The sequence below is a fragment of the Microbacterium sp. H37-C3 genome, assembly GCF_027157935.1.
GTDB lineage: Bacteria > Actinomycetota > Actinomycetes > Actinomycetales > Microbacteriaceae > Microbacterium > Microbacterium plantarum.
Window position 1 is genome coordinate 203,179 of record NZ_JAPVLR010000002.1, and the last position, 25,913, is coordinate 229,091.

27 protein-coding genes and 3 tRNA genes are annotated in these 25,913 nt (G+C 70.9%); 21 read left to right on the forward strand and 9 right to left on the reverse strand.

The window, feature by feature from the left end; genetic code table 11:
- Nucleotides 1-100: 100 nt before the first annotated feature.
- From O1W71_RS05970 to O1W71_RS05990, 5 genes are all read left to right on the forward strand, one after another.
- Nucleotides 101-922 carry an ABC transporter permease gene (locus O1W71_RS05970; protein ID WP_269266965.1) on the forward strand — a complete coding sequence of 274 codons (822 nt, stop codon included), beginning with the start codon at nt 101-103 and terminating at the stop codon, nt 920-922.
- On the forward strand, nt 919-1,716 hold the full coding sequence (locus tag O1W71_RS05975) for an ABC transporter permease (RefSeq protein ID WP_269266966.1): 798 nt from the start codon (nt 919-921) through the stop codon (nt 1,714-1,716). The genes O1W71_RS05970 and O1W71_RS05975 overlap by 4 nt, the downstream gene beginning before the upstream one ends.
- Nucleotides 1,713-2,705, forward strand: a complete 993-nt coding sequence (locus O1W71_RS05980) for an ABC transporter ATP-binding protein (protein ID WP_269266967.1) — start codon at nt 1,713-1,715, stop codon at nt 2,703-2,705. The genes O1W71_RS05975 and O1W71_RS05980 overlap by 4 nt, the downstream gene beginning before the upstream one ends.
- A gap of 110 nt (nt 2,706-2,815) precedes the next feature.
- Nucleotides 2,816-3,898, forward strand: a complete 1,083-nt coding sequence (locus O1W71_RS05985; RefSeq protein ID WP_269266968.1) for an extracellular solute-binding protein — start codon at nt 2,816-2,818, stop codon at nt 3,896-3,898.
- Between the two features lie 97 nt (nt 3,899-3,995).
- Nucleotides 3,996-5,117, forward strand: a complete 1,122-nt coding sequence (locus O1W71_RS05990; protein ID WP_269266969.1) for an adenosine deaminase family protein — start codon at nt 3,996-3,998, stop codon at nt 5,115-5,117.
- Between the two features lie 135 nt (nt 5,118-5,252).
- Here O1W71_RS05990 and O1W71_RS05995 read toward each other — a convergent pair whose 3' ends face one another.
- The 4 genes from O1W71_RS05995 to O1W71_RS06010 form a co-directional block, all read right to left on the reverse strand.
- On the reverse strand, nt 5,253-6,863 hold the full coding sequence (locus tag O1W71_RS05995; RefSeq protein ID WP_269266970.1) for a DEAD/DEAH box helicase: 1,611 nt from the start codon (nt 6,861-6,863) through the stop codon (nt 5,253-5,255).
- Between the two features lie 331 nt (nt 6,864-7,194).
- On the reverse strand, nt 7,195-7,455 hold the full coding sequence (locus O1W71_RS06000) for a glutaredoxin family protein (RefSeq protein ID WP_023952954.1): 261 nt from the start codon (nt 7,453-7,455) through the stop codon (nt 7,195-7,197).
- 19 nt (nt 7,456-7,474) lie between these two features.
- A complete protein-coding gene (locus tag O1W71_RS06005; protein WP_269266971.1) occupies nt 7,475-8,602 on the reverse strand; it encodes a glycosyltransferase in 1,128 nt (375 codons plus the stop codon).
- A 95-nt stretch (nt 8,603-8,697) separates the two neighbouring features.
- Nucleotides 8,698-9,861: a polysaccharide deacetylase family protein gene (locus tag O1W71_RS06010; RefSeq protein ID WP_269266972.1), complete on the reverse strand. Its 1,164-nt coding sequence runs from the start codon at nt 9,859-9,861 to the stop codon at nt 8,698-8,700.
- Nucleotides 9,862-10,002: 141 nt separating this feature from the next.
- Here O1W71_RS06010 and O1W71_RS06015 point away from each other — a divergent pair, with 141 nt between their 5' ends.
- The 3 genes from O1W71_RS06015 to O1W71_RS06025 all read left to right on the forward strand — a co-directional run bounded on the left by O1W71_RS06015 (nt 10,003) and on the right by O1W71_RS06025 (nt 11,813).
- Nucleotides 10,003-10,887, forward strand: a complete 885-nt coding sequence (locus O1W71_RS06015) for a DUF72 domain-containing protein (RefSeq protein ID WP_269266973.1) — start codon at nt 10,003-10,005, stop codon at nt 10,885-10,887.
- 16 nt (nt 10,888-10,903) lie between these two features.
- Nucleotides 10,904-11,041, forward strand: coding sequence for a hypothetical protein (locus tag O1W71_RS06020; protein ID WP_199484999.1), 138 nt, complete (start codon nt 10,904-10,906; stop codon nt 11,039-11,041).
- A gap of 76 nt (nt 11,042-11,117) precedes the next feature.
- Nucleotides 11,118-11,813, forward strand: a complete 696-nt coding sequence (locus tag O1W71_RS06025) for an SOS response-associated peptidase (RefSeq protein ID WP_269266974.1) — start codon at nt 11,118-11,120, stop codon at nt 11,811-11,813.
- A gap of 73 nt (nt 11,814-11,886) precedes the next feature.
- On the opposite strand, the gene O1W71_RS06030 is transcribed toward O1W71_RS06025, so the two are convergent.
- The 4 genes from O1W71_RS06030 to O1W71_RS06045 all read right to left on the reverse strand — a co-directional run bounded on the left by O1W71_RS06030 (nt 11,887) and on the right by O1W71_RS06045 (nt 12,582).
- Nucleotides 11,887-12,138 carry a hypothetical protein gene (locus O1W71_RS06030; RefSeq protein WP_269266975.1) on the reverse strand — a complete coding sequence of 84 codons (252 nt, stop codon included), beginning with the start codon at nt 12,136-12,138 and terminating at the stop codon, nt 11,887-11,889.
- A gap of 133 nt (nt 12,139-12,271) precedes the next feature.
- A tRNA-Phe gene (locus tag O1W71_RS06035) sits at nt 12,272-12,344 on the reverse strand.
- A gap of 70 nt (nt 12,345-12,414) precedes the next feature.
- Nucleotides 12,415-12,488 (reverse strand) — tRNA-Asp (locus tag O1W71_RS06040).
- Between the two features lie 21 nt (nt 12,489-12,509).
- Nucleotides 12,510-12,582: transfer RNA gene (locus O1W71_RS06045), tRNA-Glu, on the reverse strand.
- 228 nt (nt 12,583-12,810) lie between these two features.
- Between O1W71_RS06045 and O1W71_RS06050 the strand changes: the two genes are divergently transcribed.
- Complete coding sequence (locus tag O1W71_RS06050; protein ID WP_269266976.1) at nt 12,811-14,256, forward strand: M23 family metallopeptidase; 1,446 nt, start codon at nt 12,811-12,813, stop codon at nt 14,254-14,256.
- Nucleotides 14,257-14,336: 80 nt separating this feature from the next.
- Here the strand turns inward: O1W71_RS06050 and O1W71_RS06055 are convergent, their stop codons facing one another.
- Nucleotides 14,337-14,870 carry an inorganic diphosphatase gene (locus tag O1W71_RS06055; RefSeq protein WP_120263697.1) on the reverse strand — a complete coding sequence of 178 codons (534 nt, stop codon included), beginning with the start codon at nt 14,868-14,870 and terminating at the stop codon, nt 14,337-14,339.
- Nucleotides 14,871-15,645: 775 nt separating this feature from the next.
- On the opposite strand from O1W71_RS06055, the gene tilS reads away from it, so the two are divergent.
- The 12 genes from tilS to O1W71_RS06115 all read left to right on the forward strand — a co-directional run bounded on the left by tilS (nt 15,646) and on the right by O1W71_RS06115 (nt 25,821).
- Nucleotides 15,646-16,647 (forward strand): tRNA lysidine(34) synthetase TilS, encoded by a 1,002-nt coding sequence (tilS, locus tag O1W71_RS06060; RefSeq protein ID WP_269266977.1) that lies wholly within the window; start codon nt 15,646-15,648, stop codon nt 16,645-16,647.
- Nucleotides 16,648-16,656: 9 nt separating this feature from the next.
- Nucleotides 16,657-17,208 (forward strand): hypoxanthine phosphoribosyltransferase, encoded by a 552-nt coding sequence (gene hpt, locus O1W71_RS06065; protein WP_023952935.1) that lies wholly within the window; start codon nt 16,657-16,659, stop codon nt 17,206-17,208.
- Nucleotides 17,209-17,292: 84 nt separating this feature from the next.
- Nucleotides 17,293-19,308 carry an ATP-dependent zinc metalloprotease FtsH gene (gene ftsH, locus O1W71_RS06070; protein ID WP_269266979.1) on the forward strand — a complete coding sequence of 672 codons (2,016 nt, stop codon included), beginning with the start codon at nt 17,293-17,295 and terminating at the stop codon, nt 19,306-19,308.
- Nucleotides 19,309-19,317: 9 nt separating this feature from the next.
- Nucleotides 19,318-19,908, forward strand: coding sequence for a GTP cyclohydrolase I (gene folE / locus O1W71_RS06075; protein ID WP_269266980.1), 591 nt, complete (start codon nt 19,318-19,320; stop codon nt 19,906-19,908).
- Nucleotides 19,905-20,747, forward strand: a complete 843-nt coding sequence (folP, locus tag O1W71_RS06080) for a dihydropteroate synthase (protein WP_269266981.1) — start codon at nt 19,905-19,907, stop codon at nt 20,745-20,747. The genes folE and folP overlap by 4 nt, the downstream gene beginning before the upstream one ends.
- A complete protein-coding gene (gene folB, locus O1W71_RS06085; RefSeq protein ID WP_269266982.1) occupies nt 20,744-21,112 on the forward strand; it encodes a dihydroneopterin aldolase in 369 nt (122 codons plus the stop codon). Before folP ends, folB begins: the two co-directional genes overlap by 4 nt.
- Nucleotides 21,109-21,657 (forward strand): 2-amino-4-hydroxy-6-hydroxymethyldihydropteridine diphosphokinase, encoded by a 549-nt coding sequence (gene folK / locus O1W71_RS06090; protein WP_269266984.1) that lies wholly within the window; start codon nt 21,109-21,111, stop codon nt 21,655-21,657. Before folB ends, folK begins: the two co-directional genes overlap by 4 nt.
- Nucleotides 21,654-22,142, forward strand: coding sequence for a DUF3180 domain-containing protein (locus tag O1W71_RS06095; RefSeq protein WP_112615975.1), 489 nt, complete (start codon nt 21,654-21,656; stop codon nt 22,140-22,142). The genes folK and O1W71_RS06095 overlap by 4 nt, the downstream gene beginning before the upstream one ends.
- On the forward strand, nt 22,090-22,698 hold the full coding sequence (locus O1W71_RS06100) for a PH domain-containing protein (protein ID WP_269266986.1): 609 nt from the start codon (nt 22,090-22,092) through the stop codon (nt 22,696-22,698). Before O1W71_RS06095 ends, O1W71_RS06100 begins: the two co-directional genes overlap by 53 nt.
- On the forward strand, nt 22,695-24,485 hold the full coding sequence (locus O1W71_RS06105) for a PH domain-containing protein (RefSeq protein ID WP_269266987.1): 1,791 nt from the start codon (nt 22,695-22,697) through the stop codon (nt 24,483-24,485). The genes O1W71_RS06100 and O1W71_RS06105 overlap by 4 nt, the downstream gene beginning before the upstream one ends.
- A complete protein-coding gene (locus O1W71_RS06110) occupies nt 24,482-25,186 on the forward strand; it encodes a DUF2520 domain-containing protein (protein WP_269266988.1) in 705 nt (234 codons plus the stop codon). The genes O1W71_RS06105 and O1W71_RS06110 overlap by 4 nt, the downstream gene beginning before the upstream one ends.
- On the forward strand, nt 25,183-25,821 hold the full coding sequence (locus O1W71_RS06115) for a formylglycine-generating enzyme family protein (protein WP_269266989.1): 639 nt from the start codon (nt 25,183-25,185) through the stop codon (nt 25,819-25,821). Before O1W71_RS06110 ends, O1W71_RS06115 begins: the two co-directional genes overlap by 4 nt.
- Nucleotides 25,822-25,913 lie beyond the last annotated feature (92 nt).

Sequence of the window (25,913 nt, forward strand, 5' to 3'; positions counted from 1 at the left end):
ACACGAATGGTCGCGCGCCTCCCCACGCGGGCTCTACGGTAGGAGCAACCGGTTGCGCAACCGGTTGCACCCGCGCCCCTCGCACGAACGGAGTTCGCTCGTGGTTTCACGCCGCACCGGACTGCTGGCCCTCCCCGGGCTCGCGCTCCTGCTGGCGGGGTTCCTCATCCCGTCGATCGCGATGCTGTTCGCCCCTCCCGGCGTCAGCCTGGTCGACATCCTCGAGCGTCTCGGTCGGATGCTGACCGACCCGTTCGATCTCGCGATCATCGGGCGCACGGTCGGGCTCGGCCTCATCGTCACCGTGATCTGCATCGTGCTGGGGTTCCCGATCGCCTATCTGCTCGCCCGCTCGACCTCGCGCTGGTCGGGTGTGCTGCTCGCCCTCGCGATCTTCCCGCTGCTGCTGAGCAACGTCGTGCGCACGTTCGGCTGGCTCGTGCTGCTGGGGTCGAACGGCGCGATCGGCCAGCTGCTCACGGGGCTCGGCCTCGTCGACCGGGCGCCGCAGCTGCTGTACACCGAGCTCGCGATCGTGCTGGGTCTGACGCAGCTCTTCCTGCCGCTCGCGATCATCTCCTGCTACTCCGCCGTCGCCCAGGTCGATCCCGGGCTCGACGACGCCGCCCGCGGTCTCGGCGCGAGCCGTATCCGGACGTTCTGGGGCATCGTCGTGCCGCTCTCGGCGCCGGGCATGGTCGTCGCGTCGACCCTCGTCTTCGCGGGGAGCGTCACCGCCTACACGACCCCCTACCTGCTCGGCGGATCGAGCCAGCGGATGCTGTCAACCCAGCTGTACTCGTACTCGAGCGTGACGATCGACTGGGCGGCGGCGAGCGCGACGGCCATCATCATGACGGTCCTCGTCTTCGCCGTGTCGGGCATCTCGGCCGTCGTCGGACGACGGGGGGCCACCGCGTGAAGACGAGTCGACCCGTCGCGGCATCCCTCGCCGTCGCCGGCTACATCATCATGATCGTGCCGATCCTCTTCGTGGTCGCCACGGCGTTCACGGGCGGACGCACCCTGCGCTTCCCGCCCGAGGGCTTCTCGCTGCAGTGGTTCGAGGCGGCGCTGAACTACGACCCGTTCATCAGCGCCCTGCTGTCGAGTCTTCAGCTCGCCCTCATCGCCACGGTGCTCGCGCTGCTGATCGGTGTTCCCGTGACGCTGGCGATCCACCGCGGCAAGCTGCCCGGCAAGGGTCTCGTCGAGGGGCTCTTCCTCTCGCCGCTCATCGTTCCCGAGCTGGTGGTCGGCCTCGCGCTCTACCAGCAGCTGATGATCGGCCTGCGCCTCGACAACTTCCCGGTGCTGCTCATCGGCCACACCGTGCTGATGCTGCCCTATGCGGTGCGGGTCACCGGCGCGTCGCTCGCGCTCGCCGATCCGGGCATCGAGGAGGCCGCCCGCGGCCTCGGCGCCTCGCCGCTGCGCGCGTTCTTCTCGGTCACGCTGCCCTTGCTGCGCCCCGGCATCTTCTCGGCGGGGCTGCTGAGCTTCGTCACCTCGTTCAACAACGTGCCGCTGTCGCTGCTGCTGCAGAGCCGCGACTTCCGCACGCTCCCCGTCACCATGCTCGACTACGTCCAGCAGAGCTACGACCCGATGGTCGCGGCCACGAGCACCATCATCCTCGCGGGCACCGTCGTCATCGCCGTCATCGCCGAGCGCACGGTCGGCTTCGCCCGCATCTTCGGAGGGATCAACCGATGACCACCGCAGCAGAGTTCGTCGGGGTGACCCAGCGCTTCGGCGACTTCACCGCCGTCGACGACATCGACCTCGCCATCCCGTCGGGGCAGCTCACCACGCTGCTCGGCCCGAGCGGATGCGGCAAGACCACCTCGCTGCGGATGCTCGCGGGCTACACGCAGCCCACTTCGGGCCGCATCATGATCGCGGGTCAGGACGCCACCCGCACCCCGCCGGAGCGGCGCGGACTCGGCATGGTCTTCCAGTCGTACGCCCTGTTCCCGCACATGAGCGTCGCCGAGAACGTCGGCTACGGCCTGAAGCTGCGCAAGGTCGCGGCGGCCGAGCGTCGCCGCCGGGTCGAGGAATCGCTCGACCTCGTCGGTCTCGGACACCTCGCAGCGAGCCGGCCCAAGAAGCTCTCCGGTGGTCAGCAGCAGCGTGTGGCTCTGGCGCGCGCCATCGCCATCCGTCCGACCCTGCTCCTGCTCGACGAGCCGCTGTCGAACCTCGACGCGCGCCTGCGCGTGCAGATGCGCGCCGAGATCCGCCGCATCCAGTCCGAGACCGGCCTGACCGTCGTGCTCGTCACGCACGATCAGGACGAGGCCCTGGAGATGTCCGACCGGATGGTGCTCATGCGCGACGGCCGCATCATGCAGGAGGGTGCGCCGTCGGAGGTGTTCACCGCTCCCGCGAACCGTTTCGTCGCGGAGTTCCTCGGCTACGAGAACTTCCTCGCCGCCGCTGACGGGACACTGACGACCGTGCGACCCGAGCATCTCGCTCTCGGACGCCCCGCCGACGGCACCGGGCTCGCTCTCGACGGTGTCGTGCTCGACGTCGCCTACCGCGGAGTCGACCGTCTCGTGACCGTCGAGACCGCCGACGCCACCGGCGCTGCCGTCCGTCTCATCGCCGATGTTCGCGACGAGGCCGTCGCCGCGCGCCCGGGCGACCGGGTCACCGTCACCGCCCCCACCGCCCGGCTCATCCGCCTCGCCGCCTGAGCCGTCCCGCCAGCCCGTCCCACCAGCCTGTCCCGCCAGCACCAGCACCCGCACCAGCACCAGCACCCGCGCCCCTGCGGCCCGCCCGCAGAGCCCCGAGAGGAACCCGCATGATCCGCACCCGCACCAGCCTCGTCCTCGTGGCATCCGCCGCCGTCGCCGCCACGGCCCTCGTCGTCACCGGCTGCTCCGGCGGTTCGGGAGACTCCGGTGACGGTGGCTCGAGCGACTCGATCGTCGTCAGCGCCTTCCCGTTCGGCGTCGAGCAGTTCCAGGAGGCGATCGTCGATCCCTTCACCGAGAAGACCGGCATCACGGTCGAGATCGAGACCGGATCGAACGCCGACCGCCTGTCGCAGCTGCAGCTCGCCGGTGGCGACGCGGGGATCGACGTCATGCTGATCTCCGACACCTTCGCGGCATCCGGTCAGGAGAAGGACCTGTTCCAGGACTTCGACGAGTCCGACGTCCCCAACCTCGCGAACATCGCCGACTTCGCCGTCGAGGACGGCTATGACGGCCCTGCCTACAGCTACCAGCTCAACGGCACGCTGTACAACACCGACGAACTGGATGCCGCGCAGGCAGCCGACTGGTCGCTCTACGCCGACTCCGCCTACAGCGGCCGCCTCGCCTTCCCCGACATCGCCGTGACGGCCGGGCAGCTCGCCGTCTCGGGCGTCGCGTCGACCTTCGGCGACGGCCCCTACGACATCGATACCGCCTACACGACGATCGGCGGATGGGCGCCGAACATCCTGCAGTTCTACTCGTCGTCGACCGAGGTCACCAACCTTCTCACCCAGGGTGAGATCGTCGCCGCCGATGCCCTCAGCGGGTTCGCCACGACGCTCGTCGCCTCGGGTGAGCCCGTCGCCTGGACCGCGCCGGCCGAGGGCCGGTACATGGCCACCAACCGCGCCATGATCCCCAGCGGCGCGAAGAACCTCGAGGGCGCGTACGCCTTCATCGACTACCTGCTCTCCGTCGAGGCGCAGACGGCATCGGCCGAGATCGTCGGCGACCTGCCCGTCGCCCTCGACGCGACGATCCCCGCTGAGATCACCGCGGTCGTCGGTGACATCGCCGCCGACCCGATCGCGGCGGGCTACGCCACGCTCGACCCCGCCGAGGTCGTCCCGAACCGCGCGCAGTGGGTCGAGCGGTTCGCGCGCGAGGTCGCCTCGCGCTGATCCAGACCGCCCGGCCGTCGAGCACCCCCCATCCTCGGCGGTCGGGCTTCTTCTCGCGGTTCCTCGACCGCACCGCTCCACGAGTACGAACGGCACCATGACTTCCGCAGCATCCCTCACCGACGACTACCTGCAGCGCCTGCCGAAGGCCGACCTGCACTGCCACCTGATCGGCACCGTGCGCGCGTCCACGTTCGCCGAGCTGGCTCGGCGCGAGTCGCTGGCGCTGCCCGCCGACCCCGAGCGCATCTTCACCGACATCAACTCGCTGCCGCCCGACCCGGCCCTGTACCGCAACACGCGCATCCCGGTCCCGCAGCAGCGCGGCGCCGATGAGCCCGAGGTGTCGTACTCGCTGTTCCAGGTGTCGAACTGGGTGGTCGAGGTGCTCCGGGATGCCGACGACCTCACCCGCATCGTCTACGAGGCGTTCGAGGATGCCCACCACCGCAGCGGCACGCGCCACCTCGAGCTGTTCTTCGATGCGCTGCCGCCGCACCTCGCGTCGCTCGGGTACCTCGGCGCCGTCGAGGCGTACGCCGAGGGCATCCGCATGGCGGAGCGCGACTTCGGTATGACCGGGCTGATGATCCAGGGCATCGACCGCAGCCGCAGCGGCGAGGAGGCGCTCGAGGTCGTCCGCCGCGTCGTCGACAACCCGCACCCGTACGTCGCGGGCATCGGCCTCGACAACCTCGAGACCGCCGGTCCGCCCGAGCGCTTCGTCGACGCGTACCGGCTGGCCGGCGAGGCCGGTCTCGGCCGCACCGCGCACTCGTCAGAGCACGCCCCGACCGCCGTCAACACGGTGACCTGCCTCGACCTGCTCGGCTGCGACCGCATCGACCACGGGTACTACGTGCTCGAAGACGACGCGGTCGTCGAGCGGATGCGCGAGGAGCAGGTCGCGTTCACCGTCGCCTCGACGACGTCGCGCCGCTCGTGGCGGCCCTGGCGTCGCGCGTCGATCGGCGCGATGCTCGAGGCCGGGCTCAACGTCATCCCGTGCTCCGACGATCCCGGCATGTTCCCCACAACCCTCGCCGCCGAGTACGGCATCGTCACGGAGCAGATCGGCGCCACCCGCGAGCAGGTTCGCCGGATGGCGATCTCGTCGTTCGAGGCGTCGTGGCTGCCCGCTGAGGACCGGGCCCGGCGCGTCGTCGAGGTCACCCGCGAGATCGACGCGCTCGACGCCGAGTTCGCGCTTTCGGCCTAGGCCTCGCGCGCGCCGCGCGCCGAGAACGCACCGCTCCCGCGAGAACGCACGGTTGCGGGTGCGTTCTCGCGGCGAGCGTGCGTTCTCGGCGGGATGGCCCGCGCCGGATGCCGGGGTGAGCCGGATGGCGGAGGGTCAGCGACCGCCGCGGCGGCCGGCGCTGTTCTGGCGCACGACCGAGCCGACCATGAGCTTGCCGCCTGCGGCAGCACCGTTGGACGAGGCGCGACGGCCGGTGCGGCGCGGGTTGCCCGCGGGAGCGGCGTCGCGCGACTCGCGGGGTGCGCGGTCGGCGCTCTGGCCACCGCGCGCGGACTGCTGCCCGCCGCGGCTCTGCTGCGCGTCGCGCTGACCGCCCGAGCGTGCGCCCTGGCCGTCGCGGCCACCGGCAGCGCCCTGGCCCTGCGCCTGGCCCTGGCCGCGTCCGCCGCGACCGCGCCCGCCGCCGGAGCGCCCGCCGCCGTTCAACGAACCGCCCTCGCGAGCATCACGTGCGGCGCGCTTGCGCTGCGCGTTGGCGCCCTGGCTCGTGCCGCGGGGCGCGACCTCGACCGGCGCCGGAGTCACGTAGGGCGCGACCTTTCCGACGAGGGCGACGACCTCGGGCGACTCGGCCGTGACCGTGACCGGAGTGACCGCGATGGCGGCCTTGCGGAGCAGGTCCTTGACGTCGCGCTCCTGGCCCGGCATCACGAGGGTGACGACGGCGCCCTCGGCGCCCGCGCGGGCGGTGCGGCCCGAGCGGTGCAGGTACGCCTTGTGCTCCATGGGCGGGTCGACGTGAACGACCAGCTCGACGTCATCGACGTGCACACCGCGCGCGGCGACATCCGTTGCGACGAGCACCTTCGCGGCGCCCGACGAGAACGCGGCGAGGTTGCGGTCGCGCTGCGGCTGCGAGAGGTTGCCGTGCAGGTCGACCGAGGGGATGCCCTGCGAAGTCAGCTGCTTGGCGAGCTTCTTCGCCGCGTGCTTGGTGCGGGTGAAGAGGATGCGGCGGCCCATGCCCGAAGCGAGCGCCTTGACGACATCCTTCTTCTCCTCGGCGCCGGCGAGGTGGAACACGTGGTGCGTCATCGCCGCGACGGGGGAGTGCGCCTCGTCGACCGAGTGCAGCACCTCGTTCTGCAGGAAGCGCTTGACGAGCTTGTCCACGCCGTTGTCGAGGGTCGCGCTGAACAGCATCCGCTGTCCGTCGCGCGGCGTCTTGTCGAGGATGCGCGTGACGGCGGGGAGGAAGCCGAGGTCGGCCATGTGGTCGGCCTCGTCGATGACCGTGATCTCGACCGAGTCGAGCGTCAGGTGGCGCTGCTGCAGCAGGTCTTCGAGGCGGCCCGGGCAGGCGACGACGATGTCGACGCCGGCGTTGAGCGCCTGCACCTGACGATTCTGGTTGACGCCGCCGAAGATGGTGGTCGTCTTCATGCCGTAGGCCGCCGCGAGGGGCTCGAGGGTCGCGTTGATCTGCGTCGCGAGCTCGCGGGTCGGCGCGAGGACGAGGCCCAGGATGCGGGCAGCGCGGCGGCTGCCGCCGGCGAGCTCGCCGCCGAGGCGCGCGGCCATCGGGATCGAGAAGGCCAGAGTCTTGCCCGAGCCGGTCTTGCCGCGGCCGAGCACGTCGCGTCCGGCGAGCGTGTCGGGCAGGGTGTCGACCTGGATCGGGAAGGCGGTGGTCTTGCCGTCCTTCGCGAGCGCTTCGACGAGGGGAGCGGGCACGCCGAGCGTGCGGAAAGTGGTGTCAGTCATGAGGGAGTGTGTCTCCGGGCGCACGTCGGCGCCCTGATCGGTGGCCCGGATGCGGGTGCGCATGCGGGGTCGCCGTACGAAAGAGTCCGCGGGATGCCGGTCGTGACCCGGTGGGCGGAAGGCGTTCTACGACGCGTGCGGCGCGATCGCGCCACAAGAACCCCCAGCCTACCAGTGCCCGCCTGTATGACGGTCCGGTCCCTGGCCGGGGCCCGCGCGTCGCGATGCAAGGGATTCGGCCCGACACCCCGGCCGGACGGCATCCGTCACGGGGTGTCGGACCGGATGTCTTGCATCCGCGCACGCGCACAGCGTGCGGAACGCGCGCAGGTCAGATGAGCGAGAGCTCGCGCAGCTTGGCTGCCACGTCGTCGTTGCTCGGCTCGACGTGGTGGGTCGCATCGGGGTAGACCACCACGGGGATCTGGGTGCGGCCCGAGATCTCGCGCGCGACGTCGGCCGCGGCGGGCTCCGCCTCGAGGTCGATGTAGGTGTAGTCGACGCCGAGCTCGTCGAGCTGAGCCTTCGTGCGGCGGCAGTCGCGGCACCAGTCGGCGCCGAACATCGTGATCGTGTCGGTGGAAGCGGTCATGCTTCCAGGGTACGTCCGCTCAGTACTCGGCGGCCCGGGCGCGCTCGGGGGCGGCCTCGAGCACCGGGGCGACGCGCTGCTTCTTGGGTGCGTAGACGACGAGCGCGTGGAACACGAAGCGCACGACGAACGCGGCGATGAGGGTCAGTCCCGCGGCGATGACGCTCGGGATGTGTGCGTTCTCGACGAGCACCCACAGCACCGGGATCCGGATGATCGCCTCGGCGTTGTTGAAAGTGAACGATTTCACGAACCGCTGCGTCATGCTGCCCGATTCCGAGCGCATATCGCTGAAGACGAGGTATTCCAGCAACAGGAAGTTGCCGATGATCGTGATCTCGCTCGCGATGATGGATGCCGGCAGATAGTCCATGCCGAGCCGGATGAGGCCCCACATGATCACCAGGTTCGCGATGGCGCCGACGCCGCCGACGAGCGCGAACGCCGACATCCGCCCGAAACGGAGCATCAGCAGCTGGGTCAGGAACCGGATGCCCTGCGTGAAGGTCGCCTTCGACGAGCCGGCGTAGCGCGGCGCGAAGGCGAACGGTACCTCGGCGACGCGCATGTGCCGGCGAGCGAGGATCTCGAGCAGGATCTTGAAGCCGCGCGGACGCAGAGCGTCGATGTCGATCGTGTCGCGGTCGACCAGGAAGAACCCGGTCATCGGGTCGCTGCACTCACCGAGCTTGCGGGGGAACATCGCCTTGGTCAGCAGTGTCGACGCGCGCGAGACGGTCGTTCGCGTGGCGTCGGCGAGGCCCTTCGAGTCGCCGCCGGCGATGTAGCGCGAGGCGACGACGACATCCACGTCGCCGCGGTCGGCTCGCGCCAGCAGCCGCGGGATGTCCTCAGGAGGATGCTGCAGGTCGCCGTCCATCACGAGACACCACGACGAGTTCGCGGCCCGGATGCCGTCGACCACGGCCCCGCCGAGTCCCGCCACCGGCTCGTCGCGGTGGATCAGTCGCACCGGGAAGTCGGCCATCTTCGCCGCCCGCTCGATGATGGCGGGGGTGTCGTCGGTGGAGTCGTCGACGAAGACGACCTCGATCATCCGGTCGTCGACCGCGTCACCGATCCGCCGCAGCAGCTCCACGACGTTCGGGCCTTCGTTGAAGGTCGGGACGACGATCGTCAGATCCATGAATCGCTCGCAAGTGGAAACGGACGGGGGAGTTCACACAGTACTGAGGATTCATATGCGTACAACCCGTTGACTCTTTGGATATCGCCTGAGATTCATCCGATGGCCTTCTTGATGTCATCCACCGTCATCCCGTAGTTGACGCGGACCACAGGCAGGGCCAGCTTGTCGGTCCCGATCGACACGTAACCGGGCTCGATGGTGCGCGCCATCTCGAAGCCCGCGTCGGCGACCGCCTGCTTGGCCGCGTCGTTGTGGTGGCCGAACGGGTAGGCGATCACCTCTTTCGCGCCGCCGAGCACGCTCGCCGAGGTCTCGAGGTCGGCGACGATCTCGTCGTGCGTCCAGTTGACGATGCGCCCCTGCCCGTCGGCTCCCGCGGAGTGCATGTCGTGGGTGTGCGAGCGCTTGAGCACGTAGGGGGTGAGTTCGGGCCCGGCGCCGTTGGAGGTGATCACGAAGGATGTCGTCATCACGCGGTATCTCTCGACGAGCGGCACGGCGAGCTCGAGCCACGTCGGGTCGGCGTCGTCGTCGGTGATGATGACCGAGTGGTCGGGCAGGAAGAGCCGGCCGTCGATGAAGGCGCTCAGCTCCGGCCATGTCGGCAGGTAGAACTGCTGCTCGGAGATGTACTTCAGGTGAGCTTCCCAGTCGCCGATGTAGGCGTAGTTGCCGCGGAGCCAGCCCGATTCGCCTTCCGGCTTCGTCGTGAACTGGTGGTACATCAGGATCGGGACGCGCGTCTTCGCGCCGTCGTTATCGGCGGTGCTCATCCATGCGGCGTGCACGGTGCGCTGCTGGGCGTCGCAGGCGACGGCATCTGCGCCGTTCAGGCGGCCGGGAATCGACAGCGCCGCGGCATCCTCGGCCGTGCCGTACCAGCCGGCGAACACCATGCCCTCCCGCGAGGGGATCGGCAGGGAGGCGTAGGGCTTCCCCTGCGTCTCGAGGACCGGGGCGATGTCGATCGCGTCGCCCGTGAACGACACGGCGCACGCGTTCGGATCGTCCGCATCGGCGATGAGCTGCTCCGCCGGCGACAGCGGTTCGGGCGTCGGGGTCGCGGCGTCGGTCGTGGGGACGGGGGTGGGCGCGGATGCCGCCGGGTCGGGCGTCGTGCTCGCGCGCTGCATCGCATCGACGGCGAACCAGCCCCCGACCGCTGCGACGAGCAGAACCCCGGTGAGGGCTGCCCCGATGCCGATCGCCCGGCGCTTGCGCCGTCGTCCCGCGTTCGAACGTCGCGTTGCGCCCATCGTTACTCCCCCTGTGGTGCCCGGTGCGTCCGTCGAATCCTAGGGCGCTCGGCTATGCGGGTACGCGCCGGTGTTCTGGGATGCGGCGGCGAGGGCAACCCCCTTCTCCTGCCTCGGTTCGCGGGCGGAGACTGCGGAATCATGAACGCGCCACCTGCAGGAGCCGACGTCGGCCGGGTGCGCGTCGGCATCTCGGGTTGGCGGTATGCCAGGTGGCGCGGCGACTTCTATCCCGCGGGACTCGCTCAGCGACGCGAGCTCGAATACGTCGGGGAGCGGATGTCGACGGCCGAGCTGAACGGGTCGTTCTATTCGCTGCAGCGCCCGTCGAGCTATCAGCGGTGGCGGAGCGAGGTGCCCGAGTCGTTCGTCTTCGCCGTGAAGGGCTCGCGTTATGTCACGCACATGCTGCGGCTGCGCGGAGTCGAGACGGCGCTGGCGAACTTCTTCGCCTCGGGAGTGCTCGCGCTCGGACGGCAGCTCGGACCTGTGCTCTGGCAGCTCCCCGAACGCGAGGAGTTCGACGCCGATGTGCTCGAGGAGTTCCTCGCCCTCTTGCCGCGGACGACGGGCGGGGCCCTCGCGCTCGCCGAGCGGCACGACGAACGCCTCGACGGACGGGCGTGGCTCGAGATCGAGGAGGACCGTCCGATCCGTCACGCCCTCGAGCCGAGATCGGCCGGGTTCGGTTCGGACGCCGCGCTCGCGCTGCTGCGTGCGCACGACATCGCTCTCGTGGTGGCCGACACCGCCGGGCGCTTTCCCCGGTTCGAAGAGGTCACGACCGCGGGGCACGTGTACGTCCGGCTGCACGGTGCGACCGACCTGTACGCCAGCGGGTACACCGACGCCGAGCTCGACGAGTGGACGGACCGCATCCGCGGATGGGCCGACGGCTCGGCGGCATCCGATGGCCGTCCGCGTGACGTGTGGGTGTACTTCGACAACGACGCCCGGGGGAGGGCGCCGCACGATGCCGTCGCTCTCGCCCGACGGTGCGATGCGGCGTTTAGGCTCGGCGGGTGACCGATCGGGATGGCGCGTGAGCGCGCAGCCGGCACCGTGGGTCTGCCCGACCTGCGGCGATCCGCTGCGCTTCGAGATCCTCGACGACGAGGCGTTCCTCGTGGCGTGGTCGTGTCTGAACTGCGGTCTCGTCCGCGTCACCGAGCCGGCCTGAGCCTGTCGGGCCTCCGTGTCCTGGGTGAAGAGGCATCCGCTCGACGCCGCGCGCCCCGCGCCGTAGGGTCGCTGGCATGTGCGGGCGATTCGCGAACGACGCCAAGACGGACGAGCTGATCCGGGAGTACGTCGCCGAGGGTGGCGACCCCGAGGATTGGGTGAAGTCGTGGGCCGGCGCCTATTCGATCGCGCCGACCGAGGATGCTCCGATCGTCCGCGACCGGGGCGAGGGGCGAGAGCTGGAACTCGTCCGCTGGGACTGGCAGAAGCCGGCGAATCGCCCGCGGGGCGGTCCGATCATCAACGCGCGCATGGAGAAGCTGGCTCAAGGATTCTGGGCGCCGGCATTCAGCGCGGCTCGCTGCATCGTTCCGATGCGGGGCTACTTCGAGTGGACCGGCGACAAGACGCCGAAGACACCGCACTTCCTCCACGGCGAGGGCTTGCTCTCGGCGGCCGGACTCACGTGGTCGATGGAGCTGCCGACCGGCGAGAGAACGCGGTGCTTCGTCGTCATCACCCGCGAGGCGCGGGACGCGAGCGGACAGGTGCACGATCGGATGCCGGCGTTCCTGACGCCCGACACCTGGGATGCCTGGCTGACGCCCGAGAAGCTCACCGGTGACCGCAAGGCCGAGACGCTGGCGATGCTCGAGCACACGTCCGGCCAGGTCGCCTCGACGATCCGCGAGCACGTCGTCGACCGCAAGGTCAGCAACTCCCGCACGGTCGATCCCGCCGACCCGACGCTGCTGGACCCGGTGGCCTAGCCGGTGGCGGTTGTCGTGCCGTGTGGCGTGCGGGGGCGTCGTGACGCGGGCGCTGGCGCGCCGTCCGGCGACGTCACTCGTCGGCTGTCGGCTCCTGCCGGTAGTCGTACGCGGGGTCCGACCGCTGCCACAGAAGGTATCCGGCGAGTGCGGTTGCGAGCCCGGCGAAGTGCAGTGCCGGGTAGACCGGTGCCGGGGCATCCGGAAGCAGGCCCGCGAACACGATCGACGCAATGAACGCGGCGGCACTGAATGCGGCCAGCGCCACCGCCCACCGGCGCAGGCGCTGCGTGCGGGGGCTCTGCGGCTGGAGCGATGCCTTCATGCCAAGACGATAGCGGCCGTCGGTGCTTGCCGGCCCGGTCGGCGCGACGCGCGGCTACACCAGGGCAAAGCAAAACCCCCGCCATGTAGAAGCTAGGCGAGGGTTTCTGGGGCCGTTGTAATGACGGTCCGTGTGGCTCCGACGGGCGTCGATCCCGTGACCTCACGATTTTCAGTCGTGCGCTCTACCAACTGAGCTACAGAGCCGCATGGCGTCAGAGATGCCATGTCCTAGACGAAAGGCCCTCTGGAAACCAAAGGGCCCGTCGCTTTAGAGCGACCCTGACGGGACTTGAACCCGCGACCTCCGCCGTGACAGGGCGGCACGCTAACCAACTGCGCTACAGGGCCATGCTTATTAAGTTGTGGGAGTGACCCCAACGGGATTCGAACCCGTGCTACCGCCGTGAAAGGGCGGCGTCCTAGGCCGCTAAACGATGGGGCCGAGCGAACCCAGACCCGGGAGTCAAACGTTCACGCTTACCGAGGGACAAGCATATGCGATCCGACGCGGATGTGCGAATCGGGGGCGTGGCGTCCGCCGCCCGGGCGTGTCTCCGGGCCACAATGGCTGGGTTCGCGCGCGCCGGACGCCGTCGACGACGCTTCCGGTGTTGTGACGTGTGTTGCTACTGTGAACGAAGTTGCTCACGCGATATGGAGGATCACCCGCGTGCGATACGAGAGCCTCGACTCCCCGGAAGACTGCGGTTGCGCCCCGACGCCCGCAGAGAGCAAGAAGCTCTCCCAGCTGATCTCGCGCCGTGGCGCCCTCGGCCTCGGCGCCGTCGGCTTCGTCGCGGCGACGGCTTTCCTCGCCCCCGGCATCCCGTCGGCCTTCGGTATCGAGGGCTATCCGTCGTGGGATGACGTGCAGCGCGCCAAGGGCAACGAGGCGGCGAAGGCCGCCGAGATCTCGCGTATCGAGAAGCTGATCTCCGACCTCGCCGCAGATGTCGCGTACAAGCAGGCCGAGGCCGCGCGCCTGGGCGAGGAGTACGCGCAGGCCCAGGCCGCGTTCGAAGACGCCAGCGCCCGCGCCACCTCGCTGCAGGAGCAGGCGGACGCGCAGTCCGCCGCCGCCCTCGAGGCCGCGCGCCGTGCCGGCAAGCTGGCCGCCCAGCTCTACCGCAACGGCGGCGACGACACGAGCCTCAAACTCTTCTTCTCCGACTCCGCGGCCAGCGCCGACGATCTGCTCGCCCGCCTCGGCACCATGGACAAGCTGCTGCAGGCGAACCGAGGCGTGTACACGGATGCCGTCGCCGCCCGCGAGACCGCACAGAGCCTCAGTGACCAGGCCGGCGTCGCTCGCGACGAGCGCGACCGCCTCAAGGTCGAAGCCGAGCAGAAGATGATCGCCGCGCAGGAGGCTGCGACGGCGGCTCAGGCGGCCCTCGAAGAACAGACCGCGAACATGGCGACCCTCGAGGCGCAGCTCGCGGCGCTCAAGGACGAGACGGCGACGACGGTCGCCGGTTACCAGGCCGGAGTCGAAGAGCAGCGCCGTCGCGACGAGGAGCGTCGTCGCCGCGAGCGAGAAGAGGCAGCCCGTCGTGCCGCCGAGGAAGAGCGTCGTCGCCAGGAGGCGGCAGCAGCGGCAGCCGCCGCAGGCAACAGCGGTGGCGGCGGTGGCGGTGGCGGCGGCAACAGTGGCGGCGGCGGCGGTGGCGGCGGTGGTGGCGGCGCCGGACAGGTCCAGCCCTCCGGCTGGGTGCGCCCCGGTCCCGGCTACATCAGCTCCTGGTATGGCAATCGCGGCACCATCTGCTCTGGCGGTGTGTGCACCAGCGGGCACCGCGGCATCGACTTCGCCGGCGGATGCAGCGCCCCGATCTATGCCGCGGCATCCGGCACCGTCGTCTTCGCGGCGTACACGAACAGCTGGGGCAACTACATCAAGGTCGACCACGGCGGCGGCATCATCTCGGGCTACGCGCACATCCAGAACGGCGGCTTCAACGTCGGATACGGGCAGCGCGTCTCGGCCGGACAGGTCATCGCCTATGCCGGTAATACCGGCATCTCGCAGGGCTGCCACCTGCACTTCGAGATCTACCGCAACGGCGAGCGCATCGACCCCGCGCCGTTCCTGCGCGATCGGGGCATCTCGGTCTGAGCCTCAGCGCTCGCGAGCCCGGAACGACGAAGGAGGGGCGGATGCCGCAGCATCCGCCCCTCCTCGCGTTCGTCTGAGCGTCAGAGCGAGTTGGGCGCTTCGCCCTCACCCTGCGTCTTCGTCTGGCCCTCGTGCTCCTCGAAGCGCTCGAACGCCTCGGAGACGAGACGCTCGGCCTCAGCGGCGCCGGCCCACTCGTCGACCTTGACCCACTTGTTGGGCTCGAGGTCCTTGTAGTGCTCGAAGAAGTGGCCGATCTCGTTCTTGGTCCAGTCGTCGATGTCGCCGACATCCTGGATGTGCGCCCAGCGCGGGTCCTTCGCGAGCACGGCCACGACCTTGTCGTCGCCACCGGCCTCGTCGCTCATCTTCAGCACGGCGACGGGGCGGACCTTCGCCAGCACGCCGGGGTAGATGTCGCGGTCGAGCAGCACGAGCACGTCGAGCGGGTCGCCGTCCTCGCCGAGAGTGTTCTCGAAGAAGCCGTAGTTGCTGGGGTATCCCATCGGCGTGAACAGCACGCGGTCGAGGAAGACCCGGCCGGTGCCGTGGTCGACCTCGTACTTCACGCGGCTGCCGCGGGGGATTTCGATGACGGCGTCGTACGCGCCCATACGTGTGCTCCTTCGATAAGACGGTGGGATGCCGCCGTCCAGCCTACTTCGCGGCGCCTGCCGTGCCGCATACAGGCTGAACCCGGGTTCTGTGCCTGACGCCGAGCTGCCAGGGCCGCTCAACCTGTCGACGGTAAGAGCCCCTCGTGTGGTGGGCGGGGTTGGCCGGTGCGCCTCCCCGCGTCGTGCTGTGCCGTCCGCAGGCTCAGCCCCGGGTTCGGGCTGCCAATGTGGTCGCAACGCGAGCTGAGCCTGTCGACGGCACAGGCCCGGCCGCCGGGTCACCGGTTATGCCGAATACAGGCTCAGCCCGGGGTCCAGGCGGGCGAGGGGTCGCGGCCGGTGTCCTTCCCCATGCTGGCTGTGCCGGCTGCAGGCTCAGCCCGGGTTTCAGGCTTGCCGCTGGGGCCGCAACGCGCGTTGATCCTGTCGACGGCAGAGGCCCGGCTACCGGACGGCGCGAGCCCGGCTACCGGCGCGAGCCTGGCTACCGGCACGAGCCTGGCTACCGGACGGCGCGAGCCCGGGCGCCGGCTGCCGAGCGGCACGCGGCTGGCGTCGGTCACCGGCTGTGCCGTCCGCAGGCTCAGCGCCGCGTTCAGGCTGCCGCGGGGGCTCTGACACCCGCTGAGCCTGTTGACGGCACGGGGCCGCCGCCGGGCGCCACGGGGTCGGCCGCCGCGCGGCACGAGCCCGGCCGCCGGACGGCGCGAGCCCGGCCGCCGGGCGGCACGAGCCGGCCGCCGGACGGCGCGAGCCCGGATACCGTAGGGGCGTGCCGTCGCTGAATCCCGCCATCGCCGAGGTCCGTCGTGCTGTGCGGGCGTCGCTGTCGGCACTGCCGTCCGGGAGCATCGGCATCGTCGCGCTGTCGGGAGGGCCCGACTCGCTGGCCCTCGCCGCGGCAACGGCGTTCGAAGCCCCGAAACTCGGTCTGCGCGCCGCCTCGGTCACGGTCGACCACGGGCTGCAGCCGGGTTCCGACGAGGTCGCCCTCGCCGCCGCGCGCGCCGCCGCCGGCCTCGGGCTCGACCCGCTGGTCGTGCGCGTCGAGGTCGGCACTGCGGGCGGCCCCGAGGCCGCGGCGCGCGACGCGCGTTACGGCGTGCTCCGGGATGCCGCGCGCGACGCGGGCGCCGCCGCCGTGCTCCTCGGTCACACGCTCGACGACCAGGCCGAGACGGTCCTGCTCGGGCTCGCTCGAGGTTCCGGCGCCACGAGCCTCGCGGGCATGGCGCCCGACCGCACCGACGACGATTCCGGCGTGCGCTGGCTGCGGCCGCTGCTCGCGGTCCGACGCGAGACCACGGTCGCCGCGTGTGCAGCGGCCGGGCTCGACCCCTGGCTCGATCCGCACAACCGCGACGACCGCTTCAGCCGGGTGCGGGTCCGCGAGCGCGTCCTTCCCCTCCTCGAGGCCGAGCTCGGTCCGGGCGTGGCCGAGGCGCTGGCCCGCACGGCGGAGCAGCTGCGTGAGGACGCGCAGGCCTTCGACGACATGATCGGCGAGACGATCGAAGACATCGTCGAGCCGGCCGAGGCGGGAATCGCGATCTCGGTCGCGGCGCTCGCAGCGAACCCGCCGGCGTTGCGACACCGCATCATCCGCCACGTCGTGCAGAGCGAGTTCCACGAGAGCCTCACGCGCAGCCAGACCCTCGAGGTCGCTCGGCTCGTCACCGACTACACCGGTCAGGGGCCGATCGACCTTCCCGGATGCCGCGCCCGCCGCGTCGGCCGACTCGTCGAGTTCTCGGCGGGCGGAAGCGGCGCCTAAACTCGTCGCATGCGTGCTGCCGAGATCGCCGACCAGCTCACCGACGTCCTCGTCACGGAGGAGGAGATCCAGGCCAAGCTCGCCGAGCTCGCCGCCCGGGTCGAGGCCGACTACGAGGGCAAGGAGCTCATCCTCGTCGGCGTCCTCAAGGGCGCCGTGATGGTCATGGCCGACTTCGCCCGCGCGCTCAAGCGCGACATCACGATGGACTGGATGGCGGTCTCGTCCTACGGCGCCAGCACGAAGTCGAGCGGTGTCGTCCAGATCCGGAAGGACCTCGACGCCGACCTGCACGGCAAACACGTCCTCATCGTCGAGGACATCATCGACTCGGGCCTCACCCTCAGCTGGCTGCTCGAGAACTTCCAGTCGCGCGGCGCCGAGTCGCTCGAGGTGCTCGCGCTGCTGCGCAAGCCCGAGGCCGCGAAGGTCGAGATCGACTGCCGCTACGTCGGTTTCGACATCCCGAACGACTTCGTCGTGGGCTACGGACTCGACTACGCGGAGAAGTACCGCAATCTGCGGGATGTCGCGATCCTCGCGCCCCACGTCTACAGCTGAGCGGGCTTCGCGCGCCGGCTCCCGGTACGCCCAAAACGAACGCACAGAGCCCGCATAGTCGGCGCGGGGTAGCCTGATCGCACCATGGACGTCAAGAAAGTCACGCGCAACCCGCTGATGTACGTGTTGCTCATCGGCGCGCTGCTGCTGATCGGCTTCATGCTGATCTCCAGCCTCACCGGCGCGAAGCAGATCACGACCCAGCAGGGCTTCGAGCTGCTCCGAGGCGACACCGTCACCAAGGTGCAGACCACGGACGGCGATCAGCGCGTCGATCTGACGCTCTCCGCAGACTTCGAGGGCTCGAAACAGGTGCAGTTCTACTACACCTCCGCGCGTGCCGACGAGGTCGTGTCGGCCGTCGACGCGGCGAACCCCGCCGACGGGTACAACGACGTCGTGCCGCGGGCCACGTGGTTCGACGGCTTCCTCTCGCTCATGCTGCCGCTGGTGCTGCTGGGCCTGCTCTTCTGGTTCCTGATGTCGAGCGCGCAGGGCGGCGGCAGCCGCGTCATGCAGTTCGGCAAGTCGAAGGCCAAGCTCGTCACGAAGGAGACCCCGACGGTCACCTTCGGCGACGTGGCCGGGTCCGACGAGGCCATCGAGGAGATGCAGGAGATCAAGGACTTCCTGAAGGATCCGACGAAGTTCCAGGCCGTCGGCGCCCGCATCCCGAAGGGCGTGCTGCTGTACGGCCCTCCCGGAACCGGCAAGACGCTCCTCGCGCGCGCCGTCGCGGGCGAGGCGGGTGTGCCGTTCTACTCGATCTCGGGTTCGGACTTCGTCGAGATGTTCGTCGGTGTCGGCGCGAGCCGTGTGCGCGACCTCTTCAAGGAGGCGAAGGAGAACTCGCCCGCCATCATCTTCATCGACGAGATCGACGCCGTCGGCCGCCACCGCGGCGCCGGCATGGGCGGCGGTCACGACGAGCGCGAGCAGACGCTGAACCAGATGCTCGTCGAGATGGACGGGTTCGACCCGAAGGTCTCGGTGCTCGTCATCGCGGCGACCAACCGTCCCGACATCCTCGACCCGGCGCTGCTTCGTCCGGGCCGCTTCGACCGCCAGATCGGTGTCGACGCGCCCGACCTCAAGGGCCGCCAGAAGATCCTCGAGGTGCACGGACGCGGCAAGCCGCTCTCGCCCTCGGTCGACCTGGCCGTCATCGCTCGCAAGACCCCGGGCTTCACCGGCGCCGACCTCGCGAACGTGCTGAACGAGGCCGCGCTGCTGACCGCGCGCTCGAACGCGCAGCTGATCGACATGCGCGCACTCGACGAGGCGATCGACCGCGTCATCGCCGGTCCCCAGCGCCGCACGCGCGTCATGAAGGACAAGGAGAAGCTCATCACGGCGTACCACGAGGGCGGCCACGCCCTCGCCGCCGCGGCGATGAACCACTCCGACCCGGTCACGAAGGTCACGATCCTCCCGCGCGGCAAGGCGCTCGGCTACACGATGGTGCTGCCGCTCGAGGACAAGTACTCCGTCACCCGCAACGAGCTCCAGGACCAGCTCACCTACGCGATGGGCGGACGCGTCGCCGAAGAGGTCGTGTTCCACGACCCGACGACCGGTGCCTCCAACGACATCGAGAAGGCGACCGGTATCGCCCGCAAGATGGTCACCGAGTACGGGATGACGACGGAGGTCGGCCCCGTGAAGCTCGGGTCGTCGTCGGGCGAGGTGTTCATGGGTCGCGACATGGGGCACGGCCGTGACTTCTCCGAGCGCATCGCCGAGCGCGTCGACGCCGAGGTGCGGCTGCTGATCGAGCAGGCGCACAACGAGGCGTACGAGGTCATCAACGCCAACCGCGACATCCTCGACAAGCTGGCGCTCGCGCTGCTCGAGGAGGAAACCCTCGACCACCTGCAGCTCGCCGAGATCTTCAAGGACATCAAGAAGCTCCCGCCGCGCCCGCAGTGGCTCTCGAGCCAGGACCGTCCGGTTTCGAGCCTGCCCCCGATCGACGTCCCCAAGCGTCGCGAAGAGGCCGGGCTGGCGGCATCCACCGTCGCCGAGACGGATGCCGAGACCGCCGCCGAGCGCGCTCCGCACCGTCGCCCCTCGGGGCAGGCGCGACCCGCGACCGCGTAGGCTCGGGGCGTGGCCGTCGATCGCGAACGCGTCGCCGCCCTCGTGCGCGACCTGCTCGAGGCGATCGGGGAGGACCCCGACCGTCCCGGGCTGAAGCAGACCCCGCAGCGGGTCGCCGACGCGTACGCGGAGTTCTTCTCGGGAGTGGGCGCGGACGCCGCCGAACCCCTCGCGCACACGATCTCGGTCGCGCGGGGCCCGGCGCCCGACACGCTGCCGTCGGGCGCGGTCATGGTGCGCGGGATCCGGTTCCGCTCGTTCTGCGAGCACCACCTCCTGCCCTTCGCGGGCCACGCTCACATCGCTTACCTGCCGGGCGAGCAGGTCGTCGGGCTCGGCGCGCTGCCCCGTGTGGTCGACACCCTGGCGGCGCGCCCGCAGGTGCAGGAACGCCTCGGTGAGCAGATCGCCGACACGATCGCGGGTGCGCTCGACGCGCGCGGCGTGCTGGTCGTCCTGGATGCTGCTCACGAGTGCGTCACGATGCGCGGCGGACGCCAGACGGATGCCTCGACCGTGACGGTCGCCGCGCGCGGCGTCTACACCGGGCCGGCCGAGCGGGCCGAGCTGATCGCCCTGATCTCGGGCGGTACGGCATGACGGCCATCATGGGCATCCTCAACGTCACGCCCGACTCGTTCAGCGACGGTGGGCGGTACCTCGTCCTCGGTGCCGCCGTCGGTCACGCCGAGGCCCTGCGTCGCGCCGGTGCGCACATCGTCGATGTCGGCGGCGAGTCGACCCGTCCGGGCGCCGAGCGCGTCGACCCCGACGTCGAGCGCGAGCGGGTCGTCCCGGTGGTCGAGGCGCTCGCGGCGCGCGGCATCGTCGTGAGCGTCGACACCATGAACGCCGGCACCGCCGCGGCCGCCGTCGCCGCGGGGGCCCGCATCGTCAACGATGTCTCCGGTGGCCTGGCCGATCCCGACATGCTCGCGGCGGTCGCGGCATCCGACGCGGAGGTCGTCATCGGGCACTGGCGCGGGCATTCGACGGACATGTACGCCACCGCCCGCTACGAGGACGTCGTCGCAGAAGTGGTCGCCGAACTCCAGGATCGCGTCAGCGCGGCGACGGCGGCCGGCATCGCTCCTTCGCGCATCGTCCTCGACCCGGGCATCGGCTTCGGCAAGCGCGGCGACCAGAACTGGACCGTGCTGCGCCACCTCGAACGCATCGTCGGGCTCGGCAAGCGGGTGCTCGTCGGCACGAGCCGCAAGGGCTTCCTGCGCGAGGCCATCGGAGACCCCCGCGACGCAGAAGCCCCCGGCGCAGACATCGCCGACGCCGGCCGGTTCGACCTCGCCCGGCGCGATCTCGCGACCGCCGTCACGAGCGTGCTGGCTGCCGACGCGGGAGCGTGGGGAGTGCGCGTGCACGATGTCGCGACGACCCGCGACGCGCTGGCCGTGCGTGGGCGATGGCGGGAGGTCTCATGAGCGATCGGATCACGGTGCGCGGCATCCGGGCCGTCGGGTATCACGGCGTCTACGAGCACGAACGACGCGAGGGCCAGGAGTTCGTCGCCGACATCGAGCTCGACCTGTCGCTGGCCGACGCCGCGGCGAGCGACGATGTCGCCGACACGGTCCACTACGGAGAACTGGCCGAGCAGGTTGCCGCGATCCTGGCGGGCGAGCCGGCGGACCTCATCGAGACGGTCGCCGACCGCATCGCGCGCGCTGCGCTCGCGTTCGACCGCGTGGATGCCGCCACCGTAACCGTGCACAAGCCGCAGGCGCCCATCGCGGTGCCGTTCGGCGACGTCAGCGTGACCCTCACCCGTCGACGGGAGAACCGATGAGCCGCCGCCTCGCCCAGGAATCGCCCGAGCCCCGCGCTGCCGACAGCGCGCCCGCGCGGCGAGCCGTCGTCGCGATCGGGGCGAACCTGGGCGACCGCGCCGACACGGTCGCGCAAGCGATCGACGACCTCGACCGGCTGCCGCTGACGCGGGTCGTTCGCGCCGCCGATCCGATCGAGACGGTCGCGCTGACCCTCGACGGCCCGGATGCCGCGGCCCCCGCCTACCTCAACTCCGTGGCCCTCGTCGAAACCCGGCTCGCCCCCAGCGTTCTGCTCGGCTATCTCCACGCGATCGAGGAGCGTCACGGCCGTGCGCCGCGCGCGGCCGATCAGGTCCGGTGGCAGGATCGCACGCTCGATCTCGACCTCATCGCGCACGGCGATGTCGTCTGCAACACCCCGACGCTCGTGCTGCCGCATCCGCGTGCGCACGAGCGCGACTTCGTGCTCCGGCCGTGGCTCGCGGTCGACCCCGACGCCGTGCTCCCCGGACGCGGGCGCGTCGACGCGCTGCTGGCAGCGCTGCCCGGGAGCACGCCGTGAGACGAACGTCGCCCGCGACCCTCATCGTGTCGGCGGTGCTCGGCATCGCCGCGGGGTTCGTCATCGATCAGGTGCTCACGGGGGCGGGGCGCGCGACCTTCACCCCGTCGGTCATGCTCCCGGTGCTTTTCGTGCTGCTGGCGGTCTCGGTCATCGCCCTCGCGCTGCCAATCCGTCGGGCGACCCGGGGTCAGGCTCCGCGGGTCGACCCGTTCCGCGCCGTGCGCGTCGCGATGCTGGCGAAGGCGTCGAGCATCGTCGGAGCGCTCGTGGGCGGTATCGGCGTCGGCCTCTTGCTCTTCCTTCTCACACGGCCGGTCCCGCCGTCAGTAGGCTCGACGGGAGCGGTCGTCGCCGCGATCGTCGGAGCCGTGGTGCTCGTGGCGGCCGGTGTGATCGCAGAACAGCTCTGCACCATTCGGAAGGACGACGATGACGACCAGCCCGGACCACCCGAGCCCGACGCCACTCCCTCCCACCACTGACGCTGCGGAGTCCGGCGCGATCGACGCCACCCTCGACGCCGGCACGTACGACCGCATCCGCGAGCCGCGCGGAGCCGGGCGTCTGGCTCTCGAGCAGGGCGTCTGGCACCAGATCTCGCGCAAATACCTCACCGTGCAGCTGATCAGCAACGGGTTCATTCTGGCGATCATCGTCGCCGCGCTGCTGGTGGCGCTTCTGGTCTTCAATCTGCCCTGGCTGCTGATCCCCGGCATCATCCTCATCGTGCTGACCCTGGCGGGCATGGCGATCCTGCCCCGCCAGGTGCGCTCGATCGGCTACCAGCTGCGCGAGGACGACCTGGTCTTCCGCCGCGGAATCTTGTGGCAGCGCATGGTCGCCGTGCCGTACGGCCGGATGCAGCTCGTCGACATCACGCACGGGCCGATGGATCGCGGGTTCGGCATCGCGCAGCTGAAGTTCGTCACGGCCGCGGCAGCGACGGGCGTCGTGATCCCGGGCCTCACGCAGCAGGCTGCCGAGGCGCTGCGCGACCACCTGATGTCGGTGGCTGAATCGCGGCGGACCGGGCTGTGACCGACCCCGTACCGACCCCGCCCCCGGCCGACGCGACCGTCTCCGCTCCGCCGGCCGAGCTCGTCCGCTCACCCCTGAGCGACGGTGAATGGCACCGGCTGCATCCGCTCACGCCGCTGCTGCGCGGCGGGCTGGCGCTGCTCGTCGTGCTCGGCATCGTCGTCGCGAACATGCGCGACCGGCTCATCAGCATCTTCGTGCCCGCCTTCGCCCCCGACGCGCCCATCGACGACTGGGAGGAGTTCGAGGCCGCCGGCGACCCGATCGGGTGGGTGCTGGCGAACAACCTCCTCCTCATCGCCCTGCTCGTCACCGTCGGCGTGCTCGCGCTCATCATCGGCGCGTTCTACCTGTCGTGGCGCTTCCACACCTTCCGCATCACCGACGACGACGTCGAGGTGCGCAGCGGCATCCTCTCGCGCACGCATCGTCGCGCACCGCTCGACCGGGTGCAGGGCGTCAACCTCACCCGGCCCGCGGTCGCGCGACTGCTGGGAGCGGCGAAGCTCGAGATCGTGGGCGCGGGTGCCGACGCGAACGTCAAGCTCGAGTACCTCTCCACCGGCAATGCCGAGACGATCCGCGCCGACATCCTGCGGCTGGCCTCCGGGCAGCGGCTCGCCGAGCAGCGGGCCGCCGAGGCCGCGGCCGGCGGGTCGCGCGTCGCCGTCGCCGACACCGTCGCCCGCGGGATCACCGGCCTCATCGAGGGCGACGACGCGGATGCCGCCGAGCCCGAGTCGGTCGTCCGGATTCCACCCGGGCGGCTCATCGGGTCGCAGCTCGCCAGCTGGGGCACCGTCGTGATCCTGGCCGGCGCGACCGCGCTCGCGATCGCCCTGTCGCAGGGCGTGTACTGGGTGCTCTTCGCCTACTTCCCGGCGCTGCTCGGTTTCGGCGCTTATTGGGTGCGCACGATCGTGAAGTCGCTGCGCTACTCCATCGCGCCGACGCGTGACGGCGTCCGCGTGACGTTCGGTCTGCTCACGACCGTGTCGGAGATCCTGCCTCCCGGACGCATCCACGCGGTGGAGATTACGCAATCCATCCTCTGGCGCGGGTTCGGGTGGTGGACGATTCGGATCAACCGCATGACCGGCCGCAGCGCGTCCGACACGACGACCGATCAGTTCACCACGGTCCTTCCCGTCGGGACGCTCGCCGAGGTCGAGCGGGTGCTCGGCCTCATCCTCCCGTCGGTCAGCGAGGAGGAGCGCGCCGCGATCGTGCGAGACGGCGTGCTCGGCGGCTCGTCCGCGGGGGGATACGTCACGACACCGCGGCGGGCACGCATCGTGCGACCGCTGTCGTGGCGGCGGAACGGCCTCGCGATCGAGGGTGACCTGCTGATGCTGCGGCGCGGGCTGATCTGGCGCATGCTCGCGGTGCTTCCCCTCGCCCGGCTGCAGTCCGTCGCGCTGCACCAGGGGCCGGTGTCGCGCGCGCTGCGCGTCGCGACGCTGCGCGCTCATACCGTGTCGGGCCCGGTGCTCACCGCGGTCGCGGGCATCGACCGCGACGACGTGATCGCAGCGTTCGAGCGGGTCGCCCACGTGGCCGTCTCGGCTGCGGCATCCGACCGCTCGCACCGCTGGGCCGAGGTGGCGGATGCCGCTGAGCCGGTGCTTTCCGTCCCGCGCCCGGAGCCGACCCGAGAGAGCGTCCCCGCGACGCCGGTGCCGGTGCCGCCGCCGGCCGGCGCCGCGACTGAGCTTCCGCCCGGCGCCGTGCCCCCGCCGCCGTACGTGCCGCCCCGCCCCGACGGCGCGACGGAGGAGGGCCGATGACCGCGAGCTCGCGCCTGGGCGTCGGCATCATCGGCGCCGGCCGGGTCGGACCCGTCATCGGAGCGGCGCTCGCCGGCGCCGGCCACGCGCTGACCGGAGTCACGGCGGGATCCGATCGGGAACGGGTCGACGCGGTGATCCCGGGGGTGCCGGTGCTCGACGCCGACGAGGTCGTGCGTCGCAGCGAACTGGTCGTGATCGCGGTGCCGCACGACGAGCTCGGCCCGCTGGTCAGCGGTCTCGCCGAGCTCGGCGCCTGGCAGGTCGGGCAGCTCGTGCTGCACACCGACCCCGGGCACGGGCTCGATGTGCTGGCGCCGGCCGCCGCACGAGGAGCCATCCCGCTCGCCGTGCACCCGGCGATCGCGTTCACCGGGTCGACCCTCGACCTCCGCCAGCTCACGGGCGCCTACGCCGCGGTGACCGCGCCGGCAGCCGTCCTGCCGATCGGGCAGGCGCTCGCCGTCGAGCTGGGCTGCGAGCCCGTCGTCGTCGCCGACGCCGACCGGCCGGCCTACGGCGAGGCGATCGAGACCGCGACGCAGTTCGCCGCGTCGATCGTGCAGCAGTCGGCCGCGTTGCTCGAGGACGCCGGAGTGCCGACCCCGGGTCGCTTCCTTTCGACCCTTGTGCACTCGACCGTCGAGCGGGCGCTGACCGAGGCGGGCCGCGGCGCGACCCCCGACGACGAACTGCTGTGAGCGACGTCGAGCTGGCCCGCATCCCGGCCGGAGAGCTGCCCGTCGCGGGCGCGGGCTGTGGCCCGCGGGTCGAGTCCTTCGAGGTCGGCGTGTATCCCGTCACCGAGGAGCAGCTCGGCGAGGTGCTCGGGGTGACCGCCGCGCACCCGCGGCGTCCGGCGGTGCGGCTGTCGTGGCTGAGAGCCGTGCGGTTCTGCAACGCGCTGTCGGAATGGGAGGGGCTCGACCCCGCCTACGCGGTCGACGGCGACGAGGTGCGTTGGTACGACGACTCCGACGGGTACCGGTTGCCGACCGAGCGCGAGTGGGAGTACGCGTGCCGTGCGGGCTCGCGGGCCGCGCAGTACGGACCGCTCGCCGAGATCGCCTGGACCGCCGCCGACAACCTCTCGTCGCCGCAGAACGTGGGCGGGCGGCATCCGAACCTCTTCGGCCTCTTCGACATGCTCGGCAACGTCTCGGAGTGGTGCTGGGACCTCTTCGCCCCCGACGCCGGGTCGCGCGACCGGGTGTTCCGGGGCGGCGGGTTCGCCGATGCCGCGACATCCGTGCGGGCGGGAACGCGCCGCGGGGCGCGCCCCGACAGCGCTCACGACGACATCGGCCTGCGCGTCGCCCGCGGCGCCGTCGCTTAGCGGCCCGATTCGGGGTCGTCGGGTGGCCGGTGGGTGCACACTCGTCGGACCGCCGGTGCTGGCGTATTGCCGCGACGCCGCCGAGGCGACAC